The sequence below is a fragment of the Curtobacterium sp. MCLR17_032 genome, from assembly GCF_003234795.2.
Classification (GTDB): Bacteria; Actinomycetota; Actinomycetes; order Actinomycetales; family Microbacteriaceae; genus Curtobacterium.
The window spans coordinates 2,242,864-2,264,410 of the sequence record NZ_CP126268.1 but is presented as its reverse complement, the minus strand read 5'-3'; the positions used below and the strand labels follow the sequence as shown (position 1 = coordinate 2,264,410).

The window sequence follows — 21,547 nt, the reverse complement described above, 5'->3', positions numbered from 1 at the left end:
ACTCCGAACCGACACATCGCCGCGGCCCCATCGTATAGCGGCCTAGTACGCTGCCCTCTCACGGCGGTAACGCGGGTTCGAATCCCGCTGGGGTCACCACGCATGCAGTCCCTCGTCCGGGTTCCGGGCGGGGGACTTCGTCGTTCCCGGGCGAACGGGTGCAGGAGGATGTCGGTATGGACTCGACCGGAGCACCACCGCAGGACGGACCGCCACACACCCGCTGGTCGCTGATCGCCCTCGTGGCGCTCGGCGGCGCGGTCGGCACCGCCGTCCGGGCGCTCCTCGCCCAGGCGTTCCCGGCCGTCGACGGGATCAGCTGGAGCATCCTCGCGATCAACGTCGTCGGCGCGTTCTGCCTCGGCCTGCTGCTCGACACCCTCGCGCGTCGGGGCCCGGACGTCGGCCGACGTCGGTCGCTCCGACTGTTCGTCGGGACCGGCGTGCTCGGCGGCTTCACGACGTACAGCACCCTGGCCGACGACACCGCACGGCTGCTCGACGGTGGTCGGTGGGCTGCCGGTAGCGGGTACGCACTGCTGTCGGTCGTGCTCGGGCTCGTCGCCGTGGTCGCCGGACTCGCGGTGGCCGGTGCGCTGACGGAGCGGGCAGCGCGGTGACCGCCCTCGTGCTGGTGGTCGTCGCCGTCGGTGGCGGGGTCGGGGCCGCGCTCCGGTTCGTCCTGGACGGCGTCGTCAAGGCACGGGTGACCCGGTTCCCCCTCGGCACGCTGCTGATCAACGTCTCCGGATCACTCGTCCTCGGCTTCGTCACGGGCCTGGGGGAGGCCGGCACACTCGCCGCCCCGATGGTCGCCGTGCTCGGGACGGGCATGATGGGTGGGTACACGACGTTCTCGACGGCGAGCGTCGAGACCGTGCAGCTCCTCCGATCCGGCAAGACCCGGCTCGCCGTCCTGAACGGCCTCGGGATGCTCGTCGTCTCGGTCGGCGCTGCTGCGCTCGGCCTCCAGCTCGGAAGGAACACATGACCTCGGAACGCCCCGGCGAACTCGTCCTCGTCCGCCACGGAGAGACGGAGTGGTCGAAGAGCGGGCAGCACACCGGCCGCACCGACATCCCGTTGACGGAGAACGGCGTCGCGCAGGCCGAGCGGGCCGCCCGGTACCTGGCGGACCGCGACTTCGCGCTCGCCCTGTCGAGCCCCCTCGCCCGGGCCCGCGAGACCGCCCGCATCATCGGCGTCGACCCGGAGCTCGACGAAGACCTGTACGAGTGGGACTACGGCGCGTACGAGGGCCTGACGACGCCGCAGATCAAGGTCCAGCGGCACGGCCCGTGGGACCTCTGGACCGACGGCGTCCCCGCCGGTGACACGCCCGGCGAGAACGCCGCCGAGGTCCGGGTCCGGGTCGAGCGGGTCATCAACCGCGCGCGCCCGGTCCTCGCCGAGGGCCATGACGCGATCTTCGTCGCGCACGGCCACGTGCTCCGTGCCCTCGGCGCCGCCTGGATCCGTCTCGCGCCGCAGGACGGCGCGGTGCTCAAGCTCGGCACGGCGACGGTCAGCACGCTCGGGTACGAGCACGGCCGACCGGTCATCGACGCCTGGAACATCACCCCGTCCTGAGGTGACGAACGGCACGGGCGGCGGTGACGATCCCCGCCGCCCGCCGCCGTCCGGCCCGGCGTCCGCGGTCAGTCGGCGCTGAGCACGATCCCCATGCCGAGGCTCGGGGTGACGTCCTCGAACCCGAGCGAGCGGTACAGGCGCTGCCCCGGCGGGTCCCCGATGAGCGACACGTAGGGCCCCTCGGGAGCCCGGTCGCGGATGTCCGCCACCAGCCACTCGACGACCGCTCGGCCGAGCCCCTGCCGCTGGTGTGCCGGGTCGGTTGCGACGTCGACGACGTGGAAGTACCAGCCGCCGTCGCCGATCACGCGTCCCATCGCGACCGGTGTGCCGTCGGCGTCGACGACGTGGCAGGCCGACCAGGCACCCGCGATCGCCGGCGCACCCTGCTCGGCCGTCACCGGGGTCAGCCCGGAGTCACGCCGGAGCCGCAGGTAGTCCTGGAGCGGCGGGGCGGTCGGCAGCAGCGTGTAGTCGGCGGTGTCCATGTCCCCAGCCTGCCCGATGCCGGCGTCGGGGGCGGTGCGGTCAGACCGTGCGGATGCTGCTGGTCGCCCCCAGTGCCCGACCACGGCGCCGTTCGACGACGCGTCCGACCGCCAGGAGCGCCACGCTGACGACGGCGCCGAGCAGCGTCTGCACGATCCGGTCGAGCGCCAGGAGCCCCGGGGCCTCCGGCAGGCTCAGCCACGACACCGCCAGGGCCAGCGGCGTGAGGAACAGCAGGCAGACGGCGTAGTTCCGCGCGACGAAGACCTCGGCCATGAACTGCCCGACGACGGCGATGACGACGATCCACCACGCCGAGGGTTCGAGCAGCAGGATCCCGACCGCGACGACCGTCCCGCCGACGGTGCCGACGACACGCTGGACGGCGCGCGAGACCGTGTGTCGCTGCCGGAGCGCCGGCAGCGTCGACACGACGGCGATCACGGCCCAGTACGGGTGACCGAGACCCGGCAGGGACTCGGCGACCGTCCCGGCCGCGAGCGCGCCGACGACGTTGTGGCCGATGGTCTCCCAGAGTGCCGAGGTCCGGAGGACCGCCAGCGACCGGTGCTTCCGGGCCGCGAGCGGACGGAACCGGTGCGGTGCGTGCGGGTGCAGGACCCGGCGGAAGCCCGCGCCGGACATCGCGACGAGCCACGCCCAGGCGACGGAGCCGAGGATGATCGCGGCGACGAGCGGCAGGTCGCCGGTGTGCACCGGCACGAGGGCCGAGACGACGAACGCGAACACCGGGAAGATCGGTTGGGCGGGGATCGTCCGGAGGGCGCTGAGCGTGGCGACCGCGACGACCAGCACCACGACGAGGCCGGCGCCCTGCAGCCACAGCGGCGACCCGAGCAGCGACACCGCGATGCCCGCGGCCATGCACGCGACCTGCAGCGACCCGGCGACCCCGGTGGTCACGGCACGCTGCCGGTACGGCTCGGTCGCGCCGAAGATCGCGGTGAAGCCGGCGAACAGCGCGAAGGCGGCGTACTGCGGCATCCCGAGTCCGACGAGCAGCGCGAGCGGGACACCGCCCGCGATCGCGGCGCGCGCTGCGCCCTCGAGGTTGGTCGTGCGGGTCGAGTGCGGAGCGGTCGTCATGTCCTGGCCATCCTCTCACCGCGACGGGTGTCGTCGACTCGTGGCGGGCCTCCCGGCTGTCGTCACGCGATTGGTATACCAAGCTGCTAGAGTGCTCGGACGACGCCGTGTCAGCGGTGTCGCAACGCGAAGCGAGGAGGCACGGGCATGGGCAGGACGCTCGCCGAGAAGGTGTGGGACGACCACGTCGTCGTCAAGGGGGAGGACGGCAACCCCGACCTCCTGTACATCGACCTCCACCTCGTGCACGAGGTGACCAGCCCGCAGGCCTTCGACGGCCTCCGTCAGGCCGGTCGCCCGGTGCGTCGCCTCGACCTCACGATCGCGACCGAGGACCACAACACGCCGACGCTCGCGATCGACCGGCCGATCGCGGACCCGACGAGCCGCACCCAGATCGAGACCCTGCGCCGCAACTGCGCGGAGTTCGGCGTCCGGCTGCACTCCCTGGGCGACAAGGAGCAGGGGATCGTGCACGTCGTCGGTCCGCAGCTCGGTCTGACCATGCCCGGCATCACCGTCGTCTGCGGCGACTCGCACACCTCGACCCACGGGGCCTTCGGCGCGATGGCGTTCGGCATCGGCACCAGCGAGGTCGAGCACGTCCTGGCGACGCAGACCCTGCCCCTGAAGCCCTTCAAGACGATGGCGGTCACGGTCGAGGGCACGCTGCGGCCGGGCGTGACGGCGAAGGACATCATCCTGGCCGTGATCGCGCAGATCGGCACCGGGGGTGGGCAGGGCTACGTCCTGGAGTACCGCGGGTCGGCGATCCGGGCGCTCTCGATGGAGGGCCGGATGACCATCTGCAACATGTCGATCGAAGCGGGCGCCCGCGCCGGCATGGTGGCCCCCGACCAGACGACGTACGACTACGTCCAGGGCCGCGACCACGCCCCGACCGGCTCCGACTGGGACGACGCCGTCGCGTACTGGGACACGCTCGCCACCGACGACGACGCGGTGTTCGACGCCGAGGTCTTCATCGACGCCGACACGCTCGAGCCGTTCGTCACCTGGGGCACGAACCCCGGCCAGGGCGTCTCGCTCTCCGACTCCGTGCCGGACCCGGCCGGCTACGCCGACCCGAACGACCGCGCCGCGGCCTCCCGCGCGCTCGAGTACATGGACATCCAGGCCGGGACGCCGATGAAGGACATCGCGGTCGACGCGGTCTTCATGGGGTCCTGCACGAACTCCCGCATCGAGGACCTCCGCGCCTTCGCCTCCGTCATCAAGGGCCGCGAGAAGGCGCCCGGTGTGCGCGTGATGGTCGTGCCGGGGTCCGCGCGAGTCCGGCTCGAGGCCGAGGCCGAGGGGCTCGACCAGGTCTTCATCGCCTTCGGTGCCGAGTGGCGCTTCGCGGGCTGCTCGATGTGCCTCGGCATGAACCCCGACCAGCTCGCGCCGGGGGAGCGCTGCGCCTCCACCTCGAACCGCAACTTCGAGGGCCGGCAGGGCAAGGGCGGCCGCACGCACCTGGTCTCGCCGCTCGTCGCGGCAGCGACCGCTGTCCGCGGAACGCTCTCGAGCCCGTGGGACCTGGAAGACGACGACGCACGCCGGGCCGTCCCGGTGACCGCTGGAGGGAACCACTGATGGAGAAGATCGGCACCGTCACCGGGATCGCCGCACCGCTGAAGCGGTCGAACGTCGACACCGACCAGATCATCCCCGCGGTCTACCTGAAGCGGGTCACGAAGACCGGCTTCGAGGACGCGCTGTTCTCCGGATGGCGGCAGGACCCCGAGTTCGTGCTCAACCAGCCCGACTTCCAGGGCGCCCGCGTGCTGATCGCCGGACCGGACTTCGGCACCGGCTCGTCCCGCGAGCACGCGGTGTGGGCCCTGCGCGACTTCGGCTTCCGCGTGGTCGTGTCCCCCCGTTTCGCGGACATCTTCAAGGGCAACGCCGGCAAGCAGGGATTGGTCACCGCGATGGTGCCGGAGCCCGAGATCGAGCGGATGTGGGCCGCGATCGACGCACAGCCGGGCATCGAGGCGACGGTGGACCTCGCGACACAGCGCGTGTCGATCGGCGACGTGGACGTGGCTTTCGAGATCGACGCTTACACTCGTTGGCGGTTGATGGAAGGGCTCGACGACATCGGGCTCACCCTCCGTGACGAGACCTCGATCACGGAGTTCGAACACTGCCGCTCCAGTTGGCGGCCGAAGACATTGCCGGTGAAGTAGTGAACTCTCTCGTACAGGACGCAGCAGCCGCAGGGGCGCGCGTCGGGTTGAAGTCGGACGAGATCGTCATCCGCGGGGGCAAGCCCCTCGTGGGACGCATCGAGGTCCGCGGTGCGAAGAACCTGGCGACCAAGGCCATGGTCGCCGCGCTCCTCGGAGACACCCCGTCGATCCTCAAGGACGTCCCGGACATCTCCGACGTCAAGGTCGTCCGCGGCCTGCTCGAGGTGCACGGCGTGCGCGTGACCGACCCGGCCCGTGGCGAGCTCATCCTCGACCCGTCCCGCGTCGAGTCCGCGCACTTCGCCGAGATCGACGCGCACGCCGGGTCGAGCCGGATCCCGATCCTGTTCTGCGGCCCGCTGCTGCACAAGCTGGGCGAGGCGTTCATCCCCGACCTCGGCGGTTGCCGCATCGGCGACCGTCCGATCGACTTCCACCTCGACGCACTGCGCGCCATGGGTGCCGTCGTCGACAAGCAGATCTCCGGCATCCACATCACGGCGCCGAACGGTCTCAAGGGCGCGAACATCGAGCTGCCCTACCCGAGCGTCGGGGCGACCGAGCAGGTCCTGCTCTCGTCCGTGCTCGCCGAGGGCACCACCGAGCTCCGCAACGCGGCGATCGAGCCCGAGATCATGGACCTCATCGCGATCCTGCAGAAGATGGGCGCGATCGTCACGGTCGAGCCCAGCCGCACGATCTTCATCGAGGGCGTCAAGTCGCTCCGCGGGTACACCCACCGCGCGATCAACGACCGCAACGAGGCCGCGAGCTGGGCCTCCGCCGCGCTGGCCACCAACGGCGACATCTTCGTCGAGGGCGCCAAGCAGCAGGAGCTCATGACGTTCCTCAACGTCTTCCGCAAGGTCGGCGGCGGGTTCGACATCCAGGAGGACGGCATCCGGTTCTACCGCGAGCTCGACGTCCTCAAGCCGGTCGTCATCGAGACCGACGTGCACCCCGGCTTCATGACCGACTGGCAGCAGCCGCTCGTCGTGGCCCTGACGCAGGCCGAGGGCCAGAGCGTCGTGCACGAGACCGTCTACGAGAACCGCTTCGGCTTCACCGACGCGCTGAACGAGATGGGTGCCGACATCGTCGTGCACAAGGAGGGCCTGCCGGGTCACGACCGCCGTGTCGCCCGTCGTCCCTTCGAGCAGGCCGCGGTCGTCACCGGCCCGACGAAGCTGCACGGTGCGAACGTCCGTGTCCCCGACCTCCGGGGCGGGTTCAGCCACCTCATCGCGGCACTGACCGCCGAGGGCGAGTCGCACATCACGAACGTCGGCATCATCAGCCGCGGCTACGAGCACTTCATCCCGAAGCTCCGCAAGCTCGGCGCGGACTTCGACTTCGCGGGATGAGCACCGAGCCGGCCGACGCCCGAGCCGGTGCGGTGGACCAGGTCACCACGGGCCTCCCGAACCCCGGGAGGCGCTGGAAGCGTGGTGACCTGAACGTCGCGTTCCGGATCACCTCGGTCTTCGTGATCCCGTTGTTCCGTCGGGTGGCGGCGTACCGCTGGCACGGCCCGAACCGCCTGCCGGCGGACGGTGCGTTCGTGCTCGCGCCGAACCACTACACGAACATCGACCCGCTGGTGGTCGGCACCGCCGTCTGGGTGAGCCGCCGACCACCGCTGTTCCTGGCGAAGGCGTCGATCTTCGACGTGCCCGTCGTCGGCAAGCTGATGACCGGCATGGGACAGATCCCGGTCGAGCGGTCGGGCCGCACCCGGTCCAGCAACCCCCTGCAGGGCGGCGGCGGCCTCGTGCGGAACGGCGGCGCCGTCATCGTCTATCCGGAGGGCACACTCACCCGCGACCCGGACCTGTGGCCGATGCGCGGCAAGACCGGCGCGGCCCGGATCGCCCTCGAGAACGACGTGCCGCTCATCCCGATGGCCCACTGGGGCACGCAGCGGATCCTGCCGCGGTACTCGAAGCGCCTGAACCTGTTCCGCAAGGCCCACGTCGACATCCTGTTCGGCGAGCCGATGGACCTGTCGGCGTACCGGGGCAAGCCGATCGACCAGGCGCTGCTGCAGGAGGTCACCGACGCGCTGATGGCCGAGATCACGAAGCTCGTCGAACAGCTCCGTGGGGAACGCGCCCCGGAGAAGCGCTGGGACCCCAGCGCCGCCCGCCAGAAGGAGACCGGCAAGTTTGAGTGACGCAGCCGACCGGGGGACCGCACCCGGTCTCCGACCGCACGACGACCACCCGGACCCCTCCGTCGCCGCACGCGGTGCGGTCGACACCGCGGCGATCCGTGTCGTGATGCAGTCCACCGACAAGCCACGTGTCGCCGTCATCGGGGCCGGCAGCTGGGGGACCACCTTCGCGAAGGTCCTGGCCGAGGGCGGTGCCGAGACCGTCGTCTGGGCTCGCCGTCCCGAGGTCGCCCGCGAGATCACCGAGACCAAGCGCAACTCGGACTACCTGCCCGGCATCAACCTGCCGCGCACGCTGACCGCGTCGACGTCCCTCGCGGCGGTGCTCGCCGGCGCCGAGCAGGTGTACGTCTCGGTGCCCTCGCAGACCCTCCGCTCGAACCTCGCCGCGATCCGCGAGCTGCTGCCCGCGGACGTGCCGGTGGTCAGCCTCATGAAGGGCGTCGAGAAGGCCACCGGACTGCGGATGAGCGAGGTCCTGCTCGAGGGGCTCGGCATCGACCAGGACCGCATCGCCGTGGCCAGCGGACCGAACCTGGCGCTCGAGATCGCCCGCCGGCAGCCCACCGCCGCCGTCGTGTCGTCGTCCAGCGTCGACACCGCGACCGCCGTCGCCGCGGTCGCGACCAACCCGTACTTCCGCTCGTTCATCAACACCGACGTGATCGGCACCGAGTTCGGCGGGGTGCTCAAGAACCTCATCGCGGTGGCGATCGGCATCGTCGACGGCGTCGGGTACGGCGAGAACACCAAGGCGTCGATCATCACCCGTGGTCTGGCCGAGATGACGGAGTTCGCGGTGTCGCTCGGCGCGCAGCCGTCGACGTTGTCCGGGCTCGCCGGCCTCGGCGACCTGATCGCCACGTGCCAGTCCCCGCTGTCGCGGAACAACACCGCCGGTCGACTGCTCGGCCAGGGGTACCGCTTCGACGAGGTCGTCCGACAGATGAACCAGACCGCGGAGGGTCTGGCCTCGGTCGCGCCGATCCTCGAACTGGCCCGGGCGAACGGCGTCGACATGCCCATCGTCGGGCAGGTCGGCGAGGTCCTCGCCGGTAGGCTCGATCCGCGCAACATCGCGCCGCACCTCACGGAGACCGACGAGCCCCAGGGCGAGTGACCGGTCCCGGTACCCACCGCTTGGAGCGTCCATGAGCAGCACCGCGCCCGCACCCGAACCGACCGACGCCGAGCTCACCCCGGAGACCGACGAGCGGACGACCGTCGCGGTGCTCTTCGGCGGCCGGTCGAGCGAGCACGAGATCAGCTGCGTGACCGCCGGCGGGATCATGGACGTCGTCGACCGCGACCGGTACGACCTGCTGCCCATCGGCATCACGAAGGACGGCGCGTTCACCCTGCAGGCGGACGACCCGTCGGACTGGGCCCTCCGCGGCCAGGAGCTGCCCACCGTGCCGGACAACGGCACCCGCGTGCGCTTCCCGGTCTCCGGTGACTCCCGCGAACTGTTCGTCGAACTGCCCGACGGCTCGGTGGAGTCCCTGGGCTCGGTCGACGTGGTGTTCCCGATCCTGCACGGTCCGTTCGGCGAGGACGGCACGATCCAGGGCCTGCTGGAGACCGCCGGCCTGCCCTACGTCGGCGACGGCGTGCTCGCCAGTGCCCTGGCGATGGACAAGCACGTCGCGAAGGCCGTCCTCGAACACGCCGGCCTGCGCGTCGCGCCCTGGACGACGGTGCTCCGTCGGCAGTGGCAGTCCGACCCGGTGGACGTCGCCGAGTCGGTCGCCGCACACGGCTTCCCGCTCTTCGTCAAGCCCGCCCGCGCCGGCTCGAGCATGGGCGTCTCGCGCGTCGACGACCCCGCACAGCTCGGTGCCGCGATGGACCTGGCCTTCGAGCACGACAACAAGGTCATCGTCGAGCCCCGCGTGATCGGGCGCGAGGTCGAGGTCGCCGTCCTGGAGGGCCGTGACGGCACCCCGCGCACGAGTCTGCCCGGCGAGATCGTCGTCGCCGAGGACGGCTTCTACGACTTCAGCGCCAAGTACCTGGGTGGTGACGAGCAGCTGCTCTGCCCGGCCCCGCTCACCGAGTCCGAGACCGACGAGATCCGGTCGATCGGTGCTCGGGCGTTCGAGGCGATCGGTGGCGCCGGACTGGCGCGGGTCGACTGCTTCCTGACCGACGGCGGGTTCGTGGTCAACGAGGTCAACACCATGCCCGGCTTCACGCCGTTCTCGATGTACCCGCGCTGCTGGGCGGCCTCGGGCATGGCGTACCCGGACCTGGTCGCCGAACTCATCGAGCTGGGGCGGGTCGCGGTCCGCTGATCTCCGCGGGCGCCGAGCGCCCAGCGCCTCAGCCGACGTCCTGCGGAGCAGCGCTCTGGCCGACGTCCTCCGGAGCAGCGCCTCAGCCGACGTCCTGCGGATCGAGGCAGCGGTGCCCGTCCTTCGGCAGCGTCGACACCGCGTCGCCGAGGTCCTGCAGGGCGTCGGGCGTCGCGCGCTTCGTGTCGATGACGACCTGCACCGCGGGCGAGCGGCCGAACGTCGTGTAGACGACGTTCTGTCCGCGGTCGTCGCGGATCCAGTCGACCGAGCCCTGCGCGAAGCACGGCAGGTCGGAGACCGTCGGCACGGCGACACCGCAGTGGTAGAGCACGGCGGCGGGGGACCCCCACGCAGCAGTCGCCTGCGCCGAGGTGTTGCGCAGCGGCAGCGTGCTGTTCACCGTCGCGGGGAGTCGGACCTGCGCTCCGGCGCAGGCGGCCGCGTTCGCGGAGGGAGCGGCCTGCATCGCGACGGCGTTCGTGCACCCGGTCAGTCCCACGACGACGGCCGCGGCGAGGACGAGACCCGCGACGGCACTGCGCCGACGGGTGACCGTCCGGGGGCGACGGGTGACGATCCGGGGGCGGCGGGGTGCGGTGTCCATCGGCGTCCAGGCTACCGTTCTGGTGTGGACGCGACCGACGAGCAGGACCCCGGCACCCGGCCCCGGACAGCAGCAGACGCGACGGTCGGGGCGCTCGGCGAACTGGCCGTGCTCGCCCGCGTGACCCGACGCCTCCCGTCCGGATCGCCGCTGCTCGGACCCGGTGACGACTGCGCCGTCGTCGCCGCTCCCGACGGACGCTTCGTCGTGACGACGGACATGATGGTGCACGGCCCGGACTTCAGGTGGGCCTGGTCCTCGCCGGAGGACGTCGGCTGGAAGGCCGCCGTCACGAACCTCTCCGACGTCGCCGCGATGGGCGCGGTGCCCTCGGGCCTCGTCGTCGCGATCGCCGCCCCGCAGGAGACGCCGGTGACCGTGCTCGAGGGCATCGCCGACGGCTTCCGACTCGCGATCGAGGCCCTGGCACCCGGGATCGGGGTCGTCGGCGGCGACCTGTCGACCTCGGCGACGTTCTCGCTGACCGTGACGGCGTTCGGCGACCTCGGTGGCCGTGCTCCCGTCGTCCGCTCGGGTGCGCAGCCGGGTGACGTCCTGGCGGTCTCGGGCGAGCTCGGGCCGGCCGCACGGGGGCTCGCCCGCCTGTTCCGCGACGGGGTCGACGACGCCGGTGAGCCGGACGCCGCCCGGGTCCGCGCGAGCGGGGCGGACACCGACCCCGACGTGAGCCGGCAGCGCCGCCCGGTCCCGCCGATCGCCGACGGGCCGCTCGCCGCCGCAGCCGGAGCGACCGCGATGCTCGACCTGTCCGACGGTCTGGCGATCGACGCCGGCCGGCTGGCGCGCGCGAGCGGGGTGACGCTCGAGCTCGACGTCGAACCGGCACTGGACCCGGTCGCGCTGCACGGCGGCGAGGACCACGGGCTGCTGGCGACGTTCCCGCCCGGCGCGAGCCTGCCCGGTGGGTTCCGACGGATCGGGGTCGTCCGCGCACGCGCGGCGGACCACGGCGTCGACCTGGTGCGTGGCGGGGACGCGGTCCCGACGACGGGCTGGGACCCCTACGCCGACTGGGACGGCGCGGCAGGCTGAGCGCGCCGCACGTCTGGCACCAGCAGCGCGCTGTGTGCCCGGCTCAGGCCGCTCGGTGCCGGGCTCAGCCCGCGGCGTCCGCCAGGGCTTCCCAAGCGACGGTGTCGCCCCAGGACCGCTTGCTGAACGGCGTCAGCCCGGCAGGCCACGTTGGCTCCGGCGAGCGGGTGCCCCGTTCGACGACGACGACCGCTTCGGGCGTCAGCCGGGACACCAGGGCGTCGAGGACGTCGGTCAGCTCGGACTCGGGGACCTCGTACGGCGGGTCGATGAACACCAGGTCGAACGTCTTCGCCGTGGTGCGGAGGTAGCCGAGGGCCGGCTGCGCGTGCACCGCGACCCGGACGCCCGGCACACGCTTCTGCACCGCCTTCGCGTTCTCACGACAGGCCGCCGCAGCGGGTGCCGCCCGATCGACGAGCGAGACCTCGACCGCGCCCCGCGAGGCCGCTTCGAGGCCCAGGGCACCGGTCCCCGCGTACAGGTCGGCGACCGAGGTGTCGTCGATCAGCCCGCGCGACTCGAGCGACGAGAAGAGCGCTTCGCGCACGCGGTCGCTCGTCGGCCGGGTGCCGGACTTCGGCACCCGGAGCGTCGTGGAGCCGGCGGCACCGGCGATGATGCGGGTCATACAGCCACCGTAGCGGGCAGCCGGTGCCCCTCCGGCGTTCTCCACAGGCGTCCGGGAGGCCCGTGGCAGGTCGGTCGTGCCGGGTACCGTGGGCCTGTGGTCACCTCCCGCGCCGACTCCGCTCCGACGACGCCCGACAGCTCCGCGCCCGACGGCCTCGCACCCGCCACGCCCGACGTGCAGTGGGGACCGGCGCCGCTCGACGTGAAGCTGGCGAACGTCCTCGGCGGGCGGACCGCGAAGGCGATCGAGAAGGCCTTCGGTCACCGGACCGTCGGCGAGTTCCTCGAACACGCCCCCCGGCGCTACGCCGAACGCGGTGCGCTGACCGCGCTGGACTCCCTGGCGATCGGCGAAGCGGTGACGATCGTCGCCGAGGTGATCGAGGTCCGCGAGCGCACGATGCGCGCACGGCGCGGGTCGATCCTCGAAGCGAAGATCGGGGACGGCAAGGGCCTGCTGACCCTGACGTTCTTCAACCAGGGCTGGCGCACGAAGGACCTCGTCCCGGGTGCCCGCGGGGTCTTCGCCGGCAAGGTCGGCGACTACCGCGGTGCCCGGCAGCTGGCGCACCCCGACTACGAGTTGTTCGACCGCGACGACCCGCGTGCCCTGGCGGACCCCGAGTCGGACGAGGCCATCCGGTGGTCGCGGCAGCCGATCCCGATCTACCCGGCGACGGCCTCGCTGTCGTCCTGGCAGATCGCGAAGGCGATGGGCATCGTCCTGGACACCCTGCCGGACGTTACCGACCCGATCCCGGCCACGGTGCGGACCCGTCTCGACCTGGTGCCGTTCCGGAAGGCGCTGGAGATGCTGCACCGGCCCGAGAAGGTCGCCGACTTCAAGCGCGCGCAGGACGCCCTGCGCTACCGCGAGGCGTTCGTGCTGCAGACCGCCCTGGTGCAGCGTCGGATCGCGGCCCGCGCGACGGCCTCGGTGTCACGCGTCGCCGCGCCGGGCGGGATCCTCGAGCGGTTCGACGCGACCCTGCCGTTCACGCTCACCGACGACCAGCGATCGGTCGGTGCCGAGATCGCCCAGGACATGGCCGGCAGCTGGCCGATGCACCGCCTGGTGCAGGGCGAGGTCGGTTCCGGCAAGACCCTCGTCGCGATCCGGGCGATGCTCACCGTGGCGGAGTCCGGCGGGCAGTCGGCCCTGATCGCCCCGACCGAGGTCCTGGCGGCGCAGCACCTCCGGTCGATCGTGAAGTTCCTCGGCCCGGACCTCGCCGCGGAGCTCCGACCGGTGATCCTGACCGGGTCGCAGTCCACCGACGAACGCCGACGCGCACTGCTCGCCGCGGCCTCCGGCGGTTCCCGGCTCGTCGTCGGTACGCACGCGCTCCTCGGGGACCGCGTGGACTTCGCCGAACTCGGTCTGGTGGTCGTCGACGAGCAGCACCGGTTCGGCGTCGAGCAGCGTGAAGCCCTGCGGACGAAGGGCACGACCCCGCCGCACGTGCTGGTGCTCACCGCGACGCCGATCCCGCGCACGGTCGCGATGACCGTGTTCGGCGACCTCGACGTGTCGACCATCCAGGGCATGCCCTCCGGTCGCGCCGGGGTGGAGACCTTCACGGTCGGGCTCGCCGAGCATCCCGGGTGGGAGTCCCGGATCTGGACCCGGATGGCCGAGGAACTGGCCGACGGTCGGCAGGCGTTCGTCGTCTGCCCCGCCATCGACGACGCCCACGGCGAGGACGACGGCGCCCCCGAGCCCGCCGCCGACGGCAGCGACCCCGAGGGCACGCCGACGCGGAAGCCCGTGACCGTCCTGGCGACCGCCGAGCGGATGCGCACGATGCCGGTGCTCGACGGTCGGCGGATCGAGGTCCTGCACGGTCGCATGACGGCAGAGGAGAAGGACCGGGTGATGACGTCCTTCGCCGACGGGGCCGTCGACGTGCTCGTCGCCACGACGGTGATCGAGGTCGGGGTCGATGTGCCGAACGCCTCGATGATGGCGGTGCTCGACGCCGACCGGTTCGGCGTCTCGCAGCTGCACCAGCTGCGCGGACGCATCGGCCGCGGACAGTACGCGGGCGTCTGCCTGCTCGTCACCCACGCCGAGGCCGAGACGGTGTCGCGCGAGCGGGTCGACGCCGTCGCGGCGTCCGACGACGGGTTCGAACTGGCACGGGTGGACCTGGAGCTCCGGCGCGAGGGCGACGTCCTCGGTGAACGCCAGTCCGGCGGACGGTCCTCGCTCACCCTGCTGCGGGTGGTGCAGCACGCCGACGTCATCATCGACGCCCGCGAAGAGGCCGAGCGGGTCCTCGAGCGCGACCCGGACCTCAGCGGCAGCCCGGCGCTGCTGGACGCCCTGGCACGGCGACTGGACGAGTCCGACGCGGCGTTCCTCGGCAAGAACTGAGCACGCGGCTATCGAGCACGGAGTCGGACGGGCGCCGCAGCGGGTCAGGACGGGGCCGGTATGGTCGCGTGCATGACGAAGATCGCCGTCGTGCCCGGTTCCTTCGACCCCGTGACGCTGGGGCACCTCGACGTCATCGCCCGCGCCGCGGAGCTGTTCGACGAGGTCCACGTGCTCGTGGTCCACAACCCCGACAAGAAGGCCGCGCTGTTCGACGCCGGCGACCGGGTCCGCCTCATCGAGGAGTCCCTGACCGAGGTCGGCGTGCCCGGCACCGTCGTGGTCGGGGAGTGGACCGCCGGGCTCCTGGTCGACTACTGCCGGCAGGTCGGCTCGAGGATCCTGGTCAAGGGCGTCCGTTCCGGCGAGGACGTGGCGTACGAGACCCCGATGGCGATCATGAACCGCCACCTGGCCGGCGTCGAGACGGTGTTCCTGCTGCCGGACGCTGCCCGGGCGCACGTGTCGAGCTCGCTCATCCGACAGGTCTCGGGCCTGGGCGGCGACGTCACGCCGTACGTGCCGCAGGTCGTGGCGCGCGCACTCGCCGCCCGGCACTGAGACCGGCACCACCCCGACACGCGTCGGGTGCTCGACTCCTCGGCTCGGGCGCGCTAGGCTGGTTGATCGTGTATTCCTCCGTGAACAGCCCCTACGCCCTGCGTGTGCGTGAACTCGCGCAACGGCCGGGCGAGATGCGCGAGGTCTCGCTCGACATCGCGGTGCCGAGCACGCTCGGCGCCGGGCTGATCGCCGTGCGCGAGGGCGACCAGATGCACCTCGACGTCAAGCTCGAGGGCCTGCACGAGGGCATCCTGGTCTCCGGACACGCCCGGGCCGAGGCGACGGGGGAGTGCTCGCGCTGCCTCGTCGACATCAGCGAGCCCGTCGAGGTCGAATTCGCGGAACTGTTCGCGTATGATGCCTCGGAGGAATTCGACTACCAGGTTCACGATGAGCACGTGGATTGTGAACCGGTCGTCCGAGACGCAGTGGTGCTGTCGCTGCCGTTCACCCCGCTCTGCCGACCGGACTGTCCAGGACTCGACCCGGTGACGGGTGAGCGCCTGGCGGACGCCGGTGAGCGACCGGCCCCGTCGGCCAAAGATCCCCGTTGGGCGGCGCTCGGCGGGATCCAGTTCGACAGCAACGACCACCAGGACCCCAGCGGGCACCACGCCGCTGACCAGACCACCGCGGACGAGGAGCGGGCGCCGGCCGACCAGGCCGAGTGACCGCCACCATCCACGACTGACCACCGACCAAACGAAAGAGAACCACCATGGCCGTTCCGAAGCGCAAGCAGTCCCGTGCGAACACGCACGCCCGTCGATCGCAGTGGAAGGCCGCTCCGGTCCAGCTCGTGAAGACGATCGAGAACGGCAAGGTCGTCTACAGCCTCCCGCACCGTGCGAAGGTCGTCGAGGACTCGGCCGGCACCCCCCTGTACATGGAGTACAAGGGCCGCAAGGTCGCCGACGTCTGATCGGACTGCACTCATGACTGCGACGTCCGGCGCCGCGGGGTCCAGCCCCGTGGGGCCGGACGTCGTTCGTCTCCGTGACCTCCTCGGGGTCCCTGTCGATCTCGAGCTCCTCCAGCTCGCGCTGACCCACCGTTCGTACGCGTACGAGCACGGCGGGATCCGGCACAACGAGCGGCTGGAGTTCCTCGGCGACTCCATCCTCGGTCAGGCCGTGACCGTCAAGCTCTTCCGGGACTACCCGGAGCTCGACGAGGGTGAGCTCGCCAAGCGGCGCGCGAGCCTGGTGTCGACCGTCGCCCTGGCGGAGATCGGTCGGCACATCGGCCTCGGTGCGTACCTCCGGCTCGGCAAGGGCGAGGAGCAGACCGGTGGTCGGGACAAGTCCTCGATCCTCGCCGACACCGTCGAAGCCGTGATCGGTGCGACCTACCTGTCCGCGGGTGCTGACTCCGCCACCGACCTGGTGCTCGGTCTCGTCGCCCCGCTGCTCGTCGATCCGGCACGCTTCGGCGCCGCGATGGACCCGAAGACCAGCCTGCAGGAGCTCGCGTCCGCGCTGACGCTCGGCAACCCGGCCTACCGGATCACCGAGGCCGGCCCGGACCACGACAAGACCTTCCACGCCACCGTCGTGCTGCAGGGCGAGGACATCGCCACCGGCACCGGGACGAGCAAGAAGACCGCCGAGATGTCGGCCGCGCTCGACGCCTGGACACGCCTGTCCGGGCGGACCGCCGGGGCCTGACCAGGTGCCCGAACTCCCCGAGGTCGAGGTCGTCCGCGCGGGCCTCGAACCCGCGGTCACCGGTGCGCGGGTCCTGCACGTGCAGGTGCTCGACGAGCGTGCCCTCACCCGGCACGACGGTCCGGCCGAGGACTTCGCGCACCGCCTGACCGGCCGGACGATCGCCGCTGCCGTCCGCCGTGGCAAGTTCATGTGGTTCCCGCTGAGTGACCAGGCAGCACAGAGCGACGAGGCAGCACAGAGCGACGAGGCAGCGCAGGGCGACGACACGCAGCCCGAGGCACTCGTCGCCCACCTCGGCATGAGCGGCCAGATCCTGCTCGGCCGCGACCGCCCCGCCGCCCGCCACCGCCGCATCGTCCTCGACGTCCAGCCGCCCGGCACGGACCGCGACGGTGCTCCGGAGACACCCGTCCAGCTCGAGTTCGTCGACCAGCGGACCTTCGGGTCGATGGCGATCGACCGGATGCTGCCGACGATCGACGGCGCTCCCGCCGGTCTGGCCGGCGCCGTGGACACGATCGACCCCGACGCGGCCTGGCGTCGCCGGATCCCGTTCCAGGTGTCGCACATCGCCCGCGACCCGCTGGACCCCGCGTTCGACGACGACCGCTTCCTGGCCGCGGCACGCAAGCGGTCGAGCGGCATCAAGCGGGTCCTGCTCGACCAGGGTGTCATCAGCGGCATCGGGAACATCTACGCCGACGAGTCACTCTGGGCAGCGAAGCTCCACCACGACCGCCCGGCCGACCGGCTGCCGCGTGCGACCCTCCGCGGGCTGCTCGACGAGGTCCGAGCGGTGCTGCGGCGCGCGCTGGAGGACGGCGGCACGAGCTTCGACGACCAGTACGTCAACGTGAACGGGCAGTCCGGCTACTTCTCGCAGCGCCTGGCGGTGTACGGGCAGCAGGGTGAGCCGTGCCCGCGGTGCGGCACGCCGATCGTGCGCGAGCCGTGGATGAACCGCTCCAGCCACCGTTGCCCCGTGTGCCAACCGAGGCCGCGCGTCCGCCTGCGTTAGCCTGACGCGGACGCCGAGGACCCCGGAGACCGCATGTACCTGAAGAGCCTGACCATCAAGGGGTTCAAGTCCTTCGCGCAGCCGACGACGTTCGCGTTCGAACCCGGCGTCACGTGCATCGTCGGACCGAACGGCTCCGGCAAGTCGAACGTGGTCGACGCCCTCGCCTGGGTGATGGGGGAGCAGGGCGCGAAGACCCTGCGCGGCGGCAAGATGGAGGACGTCATCTTCGCCGGCACCGCCACCCGCGGGCCGCTCGGTCGGGCACAGGTCACGCTGACGATCGACAACGCGGACGGGCTTCTGCCGATCGAGTACGCCGAGGTGACGATCGCCCGCACGCTGTTCCGCAACGGCGGCAGCGAGTACGCCATCAACGGCGAGAACTGCCGGCTGCTCGACGTGCAGGAGCTGCTGAGCGACACCGGCCTCGGTCGTGAGATGCACGTCATCGTCGGGCAGGGCCAGCTCGACAAGGTGCTGCACGCCACCCCGGAGGACCGCCGCGGCTTCATCGAGGAGGCCGCCGGCATCCTCAAGCACCGTCGCCGCAAGGAGAAGACGCTCCGCAAGCTCGAGGCGATGCAGACGAACCTCACCCGGCTGTCCGACCTGGCGGGGGAGATCCGGCGGCAGCTGAAGCCGCTCGGTCGGCAGGCGGAGGTGGCCCGGAAGGCGCAGTCCGTCGCCGCGGTCGCCCGGGACGCGAAGGCGCGGCTCCTGGCGGACGACGTGGTGCGCCTCCGCCGTGAGCTCCGGGACCACCTGGCCGTCGAGACCGGTCGGAAGTCCGAGCGTGGTGTGCTGCAGGAGCGGCTCGACCAGATCCGGCAGCGCCAGCAGCAGGTCGAGGCGAGCATGGTCGGCGACGACGTGGACCGCGCCCGGACCGTGGTGCACCGCCTCGAGAGCGTGCAGGAGCGCCTCCGCAGCCTGTCGATGCTCGCCAACCAGCGCCTGATGTTCCTGGCGCAGCAGGCCGAGGCGCCGCAGCAGGGTCCGACGATCACCCCGGAGCGGGTCGCCGGTGTCCGTGCCGAGGCCGACCGGCTGGACGAGCGCGCCCGCGAGATGCAGGCCGGCACGACGACCGTCGGCGACCAGGTCCGGGCCGCGCGTGCCGCACTCGACGCCCTCGACGAGCAGATCGCCGCGCAGGCCGCCCTGGTCGCGCAGCACGACCTCGACGGGCAGCGCCTGGCGAGTGCGGTCGAGGTCGCCCGGTCGAAGCGCTCCGCGGCCACGAACGACCGGGAACGTCGGGAGCGGTCGCTGACCGAGGCCGTCGCCCGTGCCGAGCAGGCGGCCGCCGCGCTCGAGGACGTCGGCCGCGACCCGGCTCTCGACACCGACGAGGACGCCCTCACGGCGGCACTCACCACCGCGCGGGAGCAGCTCGACCACGCCCAGACCGACCGGGACGCCCACCGCGACCGGCTGCACACGCTCGAGCGTGAGCGGGACGCGCTGGACGCCCGGATCGCCGCCCTGGCGCTGTCGATCGACGTGCGCGACGGCTCCCAGGCCGTCATCGACGCCGGTCGTGCGGGCATCGTCGGCCGCCTGGCCGACCGCCTCACGGTGACGCCCGGGTTCGAGGCGGCCGTCGCCACGGCGCTCGACGGCCTGGCCGACGCCGTCCTCGCCGACGACCGCGCGGTCGCACTCGGCGCCGTCGAGCACGCCCGGTCCGCCGACCTCGGCCGCATCGACGTGGTCGTCGCCGACGTCGCCGGCTCCGGTTCCCGACTGCCGGCCGTGCTGCCGGCGTCGGTCCACCGGGCGCTCGACCTGGTGCAGGGCCCGCCCGCCCTCACCGCCCTGCTGGCCGACACGCTGGTCGCGGACGACGACGTCGACCTGGAGGCCGTGCTCGCCGCCGCCCCGGACGCCACGGTGGTCACGCGGTCCGGCGACCTGGTCCGCGCCGCCCGGGTGACCGGCGGCGGGGCACGGACCACGTCCCGCATCGAGCTCGTCGCCGACCGGGATGCCGCCGAGACGCGACGACAGACCGTGGTGACCGAGGCGGAGGAGGCGGCCACGGGCCTCCAGGCCGCACGGACCGCGGTCGAGACGGCACGACGGGCGGTGGACGAGGCCGACCGTGCCGCGCGTGAGCACGCCCGCGCGAGCGCCGAGTACGACCGGGCCAGCGCGTCCGCCCGGGCCCGCGCCGAGAACACCGCGGCCGAGGTCGACCGTCTGCGTGCTGCCCTGGCCGAGACCGACGGCACGACGGCCGCGACCGACGCGGCGCTGGCCGAGGCGGAGACCGCGCTCCGGCAGTTCACCGACCGGCCGAAGCCCGTCGTCGACGCGTCGGCCCGACCGGCGGCGCAGGACGCGGTCGACGCCGTCCGGGCCGCCGAGATCGAGCACCGGCTGCAGGTCGAGACCGCCCGGGAACGCGCGCGTGCCGAGCGCCGACGCGCCGACCAGCTGGAACGGCAGCTCGAGGCCGAGCGTGCCGCGGCCGAGGAAGCAGCCCGGCTCGCGGTCATCCGCCGGGCCCACATCGCCTCGGCCGAAGGGGTGCTCGCGGACCTGCCGGTGGTGCTGGCCGCGGTCGACCGGTCCCTCGCCGAGGCACGGGTGCAGCTCGCGTCGGAGGAGTCCGAGCGGTCCCGCCGCAACACCGAGCTGCAGACGATCCGGAACGAGGAGCGCGAGCTGCGCGACCGGTTGCAGACCCTCACCGACGGTGTGCACTCGCTCGAGATGGAGATCTACGAGAAGCGGCTGCACGTCACCGGGGTCCTGGACCGGGCGCAGAGCGAGCTCGGGCTGGGGGAGTCCGTCCTGGTCGCCGAGTACGGGCCGGACGTCCCGGTGCCGGTCGACGTGCTGATCGACCCGAGGGTGCTGGCACGACGGCACCGGGAAGCGGCACGGGCGGCGGCAGCGGTCACCGGCGACGACACGACCGAGGACACGACAGCGGTCACGACCCCGGAGACGGACGTCGACGCCGATGCCGACACGGACACCGAGCTCGTGGACGCCGAGTCGACCCTGCCCGGCGGACCGGCGCTGCCCGAGTTCGAGGCGCCCGACATCGACCCCGCCACCGTCCCGACCACCCCCTACGTCCGCGAGGAGCAGGAGCGCCGACTGGCCGCTGCCGAGCGGGACCTCGGCCGCCTCGGCAAGGTGAACCCGCTGGCGCTCGAGGAGTTCCAGGCGCTCGAGCAGCGGCACGCGTTCCTGTCCGAACAGCTCGAGGACCTGCAGCAGACCCGCACCGATGTGCTGACGATCATCGAGGAACTCGACGGCAAGATGCAGACGATCTTCGCGTCGGCGTTCGAGGACACGCGGGCGGCGTTCGACATCGTGTTCCCGATCCTGTTCCCGGGCGGTTCGGGTTCGATCTCGCTGACGAATCCCGACGACATGCTCACCACGGGCATCGACGTGCAGGTGAAGCCCGCCGGCAAGAAGATCGACCGGCTCACGCTGCTGTCCGGCGGCGAGCGGTCCCTGGCGGCGGTGGCGCTCCTGGTCGCGATCTTCACCGCGCGGCCGAGCCCGTTCTACATCATGGACGAGGTCGAAGCGGCCCTCGACGACGCCAACCTCGGCCGTCTGCTCACCGTGTTCGGCCGCCTGCGCGAGGCGTCGCAGCTCATCGTCATCACGCACCAGAAACGGACGATGGAGATCGCGGACGCGCTGTACGGGGTGTCGATGCGGCAGGACGGCGTCTCGGCCGTCGTCGGCCAGCGGGTGCAGCGGCCCGAGCCCCCGGCCGAGCCGGCGGTCGCGTAG

Annotated in this window: 21 protein-coding genes and 1 tRNA gene; 18 read left to right on the top strand and 4 right to left on the bottom strand. The window is 72.2% G+C overall.

Annotated features, from left to right (window positions below):
- Positions 1-23 precede the first annotated feature (23 nt).
- From DEI97_RS10665 to DEI97_RS10650, 4 genes are all read left to right on the top strand, one after another.
- Positions 24-99 (top strand) — tRNA-Glu (locus DEI97_RS10665).
- Positions 100-176: 77 nt separating this feature from the next.
- Entirely contained in the window at positions 177-620 is a 444-nt protein-coding gene (locus tag DEI97_RS10660) for a fluoride efflux transporter FluC (RefSeq protein ID WP_111075612.1), read from the top strand.
- Complete coding sequence (gene crcB / locus DEI97_RS10655) at positions 617-991, top strand: fluoride efflux transporter CrcB (protein ID WP_111075611.1); 375 nt, start codon at positions 617-619, stop codon at positions 989-991. The genes DEI97_RS10660 and crcB overlap by 4 nt, the downstream gene beginning before the upstream one ends.
- Complete coding sequence (locus tag DEI97_RS10650; RefSeq protein ID WP_111075610.1) at positions 988-1,590, top strand: histidine phosphatase family protein; 603 nt, start codon at positions 988-990, stop codon at positions 1,588-1,590. The genes crcB and DEI97_RS10650 overlap by 4 nt, the downstream gene beginning before the upstream one ends.
- Before the next feature lie 68 nt (positions 1,591-1,658).
- On the opposite strand, the gene DEI97_RS10645 is transcribed toward DEI97_RS10650, so the two are convergent.
- Both DEI97_RS10645 and DEI97_RS10640 read right to left on the bottom strand, forming a co-directional pair.
- On the bottom strand, positions 1,659-2,081 hold the full coding sequence (locus DEI97_RS10645) for a GNAT family N-acetyltransferase (protein ID WP_111075609.1): 423 nt from the start codon (positions 2,079-2,081) through the stop codon (positions 1,659-1,661).
- A gap of 40 nt (positions 2,082-2,121) precedes the next feature.
- Complete coding sequence (locus DEI97_RS10640; RefSeq protein WP_111075608.1) at positions 2,122-3,189, bottom strand: FUSC family protein; 1,068 nt, start codon at positions 3,187-3,189, stop codon at positions 2,122-2,124.
- A gap of 147 nt (positions 3,190-3,336) precedes the next feature.
- On the opposite strand from DEI97_RS10640, the gene leuC reads away from it, so the two are divergent.
- From leuC to DEI97_RS10610, 6 genes are all read left to right on the top strand, one after another.
- Entirely contained in the window at positions 3,337-4,788 is a 1,452-nt protein-coding gene (gene leuC, locus DEI97_RS10635; RefSeq protein ID WP_111075607.1) for a 3-isopropylmalate dehydratase large subunit, read from the top strand.
- Positions 4,788-5,384, top strand: a complete 597-nt coding sequence (gene leuD, locus DEI97_RS10630; RefSeq protein ID WP_111075606.1) for a 3-isopropylmalate dehydratase small subunit — start codon at positions 4,788-4,790, stop codon at positions 5,382-5,384. The genes leuC and leuD overlap by 1 nt, the downstream gene beginning before the upstream one ends.
- Positions 5,384-6,751, top strand: a complete 1,368-nt coding sequence (murA, locus tag DEI97_RS10625) for a UDP-N-acetylglucosamine 1-carboxyvinyltransferase (protein ID WP_111075605.1) — start codon at positions 5,384-5,386, stop codon at positions 6,749-6,751. The genes leuD and murA overlap by 1 nt, the downstream gene beginning before the upstream one ends.
- Positions 6,748-7,560 (top strand): lysophospholipid acyltransferase family protein, encoded by an 813-nt coding sequence (locus DEI97_RS10620; RefSeq protein ID WP_111075604.1) that lies wholly within the window; start codon positions 6,748-6,750, stop codon positions 7,558-7,560. Before murA ends, DEI97_RS10620 begins: the two co-directional genes overlap by 4 nt.
- A gap of 106 nt (positions 7,561-7,666) precedes the next feature.
- Complete coding sequence (locus DEI97_RS10615; RefSeq protein WP_111075634.1) at positions 7,667-8,680, top strand: NAD(P)H-dependent glycerol-3-phosphate dehydrogenase; 1,014 nt, start codon at positions 7,667-7,669, stop codon at positions 8,678-8,680.
- Positions 8,681-8,711: 31 nt separating this feature from the next.
- Positions 8,712-9,854: a D-alanine--D-alanine ligase family protein gene (locus tag DEI97_RS10610; protein ID WP_111075603.1), complete on the top strand. Its 1,143-nt coding sequence runs from the start codon at positions 8,712-8,714 to the stop codon at positions 9,852-9,854.
- An 82-nt stretch (positions 9,855-9,936) separates the two neighbouring features.
- Here DEI97_RS10610 and DEI97_RS10605 read toward each other — a convergent pair whose 3' ends face one another.
- Complete coding sequence (locus tag DEI97_RS10605; RefSeq protein ID WP_111075602.1) at positions 9,937-10,461, bottom strand: DUF3515 domain-containing protein; 525 nt, start codon at positions 10,459-10,461, stop codon at positions 9,937-9,939.
- A 24-nt stretch (positions 10,462-10,485) separates the two neighbouring features.
- Here DEI97_RS10605 and thiL point away from each other — a divergent pair, with 24 nt between their 5' ends.
- Positions 10,486-11,514: a thiamine-phosphate kinase gene (gene thiL / locus DEI97_RS10600; protein ID WP_181439312.1), complete on the top strand. Its 1,029-nt coding sequence runs from the start codon at positions 10,486-10,488 to the stop codon at positions 11,512-11,514.
- 64 nt (positions 11,515-11,578) lie between these two features.
- Here the strand turns inward: thiL and DEI97_RS10595 are convergent, their stop codons facing one another.
- Entirely contained in the window at positions 11,579-12,145 is a 567-nt protein-coding gene (locus DEI97_RS10595) for an RsmD family RNA methyltransferase (RefSeq protein WP_111075601.1), read from the bottom strand.
- 177 nt (positions 12,146-12,322) lie between these two features.
- Between DEI97_RS10595 and DEI97_RS10590 the strand changes: the two genes are divergently transcribed.
- The 7 genes from DEI97_RS10590 (at position 12,323) to DEI97_RS10560 (ending at position 21,547) form a co-directional block, all read left to right on the top strand.
- Positions 12,323-14,524, top strand: a complete 2,202-nt coding sequence (locus DEI97_RS10590; RefSeq protein ID WP_111075632.1) for an ATP-dependent DNA helicase RecG — start codon at positions 12,323-12,325, stop codon at positions 14,522-14,524.
- A 72-nt stretch (positions 14,525-14,596) separates the two neighbouring features.
- Positions 14,597-15,085 (top strand): pantetheine-phosphate adenylyltransferase, encoded by a 489-nt coding sequence (coaD, locus tag DEI97_RS10585; RefSeq protein WP_111075631.1) that lies wholly within the window; start codon positions 14,597-14,599, stop codon positions 15,083-15,085.
- Between the two features lie 68 nt (positions 15,086-15,153).
- Positions 15,154-15,759, top strand: a complete 606-nt coding sequence (locus DEI97_RS10580; RefSeq protein WP_349814958.1) for a YceD family protein — start codon at positions 15,154-15,156, stop codon at positions 15,757-15,759.
- Positions 15,760-15,806: 47 nt separating this feature from the next.
- Positions 15,807-16,010, top strand: coding sequence for a 50S ribosomal protein L32 (rpmF, locus tag DEI97_RS10575; RefSeq protein ID WP_110902027.1), 204 nt, complete (start codon positions 15,807-15,809; stop codon positions 16,008-16,010).
- A 13-nt stretch (positions 16,011-16,023) separates the two neighbouring features.
- Complete coding sequence (gene rnc / locus DEI97_RS10570) at positions 16,024-16,755, top strand: ribonuclease III (RefSeq protein ID WP_111075599.1); 732 nt, start codon at positions 16,024-16,026, stop codon at positions 16,753-16,755.
- Positions 16,756-16,759: 4 nt separating this feature from the next.
- A complete protein-coding gene (gene mutM, locus DEI97_RS10565) occupies positions 16,760-17,776 on the top strand; it encodes a bifunctional DNA-formamidopyrimidine glycosylase/DNA-(apurinic or apyrimidinic site) lyase (protein ID WP_111075598.1) in 1,017 nt (338 codons plus the stop codon).
- A 33-nt stretch (positions 17,777-17,809) separates the two neighbouring features.
- On the top strand, positions 17,810-21,547 hold the full coding sequence (locus tag DEI97_RS10560; RefSeq protein ID WP_111075597.1) for a chromosome segregation SMC family protein: 3,738 nt from the start codon (positions 17,810-17,812) through the stop codon (positions 21,545-21,547).

What these genes read in the sequence shown, in the direction of transcription:
- DEI97_RS10605 (WP_111075602.1), bottom strand. Translation starts at nt 10,461, where the DNA reads ATGGACACCGCACCCCGCCGCCCCCGGATCGTCACCCGTCGCCCCCGG.
- leuD (WP_111075606.1), top strand. Translation starts at nt 4,788, where the DNA reads ATGGAGAAGATCGGCACCGTCACCGGGATCGCCGCACCGCTGAAGCGG.
- DEI97_RS10620 (WP_111075604.1), top strand. Translation starts at nt 6,748, where the DNA reads ATGAGCACCGAGCCGGCCGACGCCCGAGCCGGTGCGGTGGACCAGGTC.
- DEI97_RS10595 (WP_111075601.1), bottom strand. Translation starts at nt 12,145, where the DNA reads ATGACCCGCATCATCGCCGGTGCCGCCGGCTCCACGACGCTCCGGGTG.
- rpmF (WP_110902027.1), top strand. Translation starts at nt 15,807, where the DNA reads ATGGCCGTTCCGAAGCGCAAGCAGTCCCGTGCGAACACGCACGCCCGT.
- coaD (WP_111075631.1), top strand. Translation starts at nt 14,597, where the DNA reads ATGACGAAGATCGCCGTCGTGCCCGGTTCCTTCGACCCCGTGACGCTG.
- rnc (WP_111075599.1), top strand. Translation starts at nt 16,024, where the DNA reads ATGACTGCGACGTCCGGCGCCGCGGGGTCCAGCCCCGTGGGGCCGGAC.
- DEI97_RS10660 (WP_111075612.1), top strand. Translation starts at nt 177, where the DNA reads ATGGACTCGACCGGAGCACCACCGCAGGACGGACCGCCACACACCCGC.
- leuC (WP_111075607.1), top strand. Translation starts at nt 3,337, where the DNA reads ATGGGCAGGACGCTCGCCGAGAAGGTGTGGGACGACCACGTCGTCGTC.
- DEI97_RS10640 (WP_111075608.1), bottom strand. Translation starts at nt 3,189, where the DNA reads ATGACGACCGCTCCGCACTCGACCCGCACGACCAACCTCGAGGGCGCA.
- DEI97_RS10560 (WP_111075597.1), top strand. Translation starts at nt 17,810, where the DNA reads ATGTACCTGAAGAGCCTGACCATCAAGGGGTTCAAGTCCTTCGCGCAG.
- DEI97_RS10615 (WP_111075634.1), top strand. Translation starts at nt 7,667, where the DNA reads ATGCAGTCCACCGACAAGCCACGTGTCGCCGTCATCGGGGCCGGCAGC.
- DEI97_RS10645 (WP_111075609.1), bottom strand. Translation starts at nt 2,081, where the DNA reads ATGGACACCGCCGACTACACGCTGCTGCCGACCGCCCCGCCGCTCCAG.
- DEI97_RS10650 (WP_111075610.1), top strand. Translation starts at nt 988, where the DNA reads ATGACCTCGGAACGCCCCGGCGAACTCGTCCTCGTCCGCCACGGAGAG.
- DEI97_RS10610 (WP_111075603.1), top strand. Translation starts at nt 8,712, where the DNA reads ATGAGCAGCACCGCGCCCGCACCCGAACCGACCGACGCCGAGCTCACC.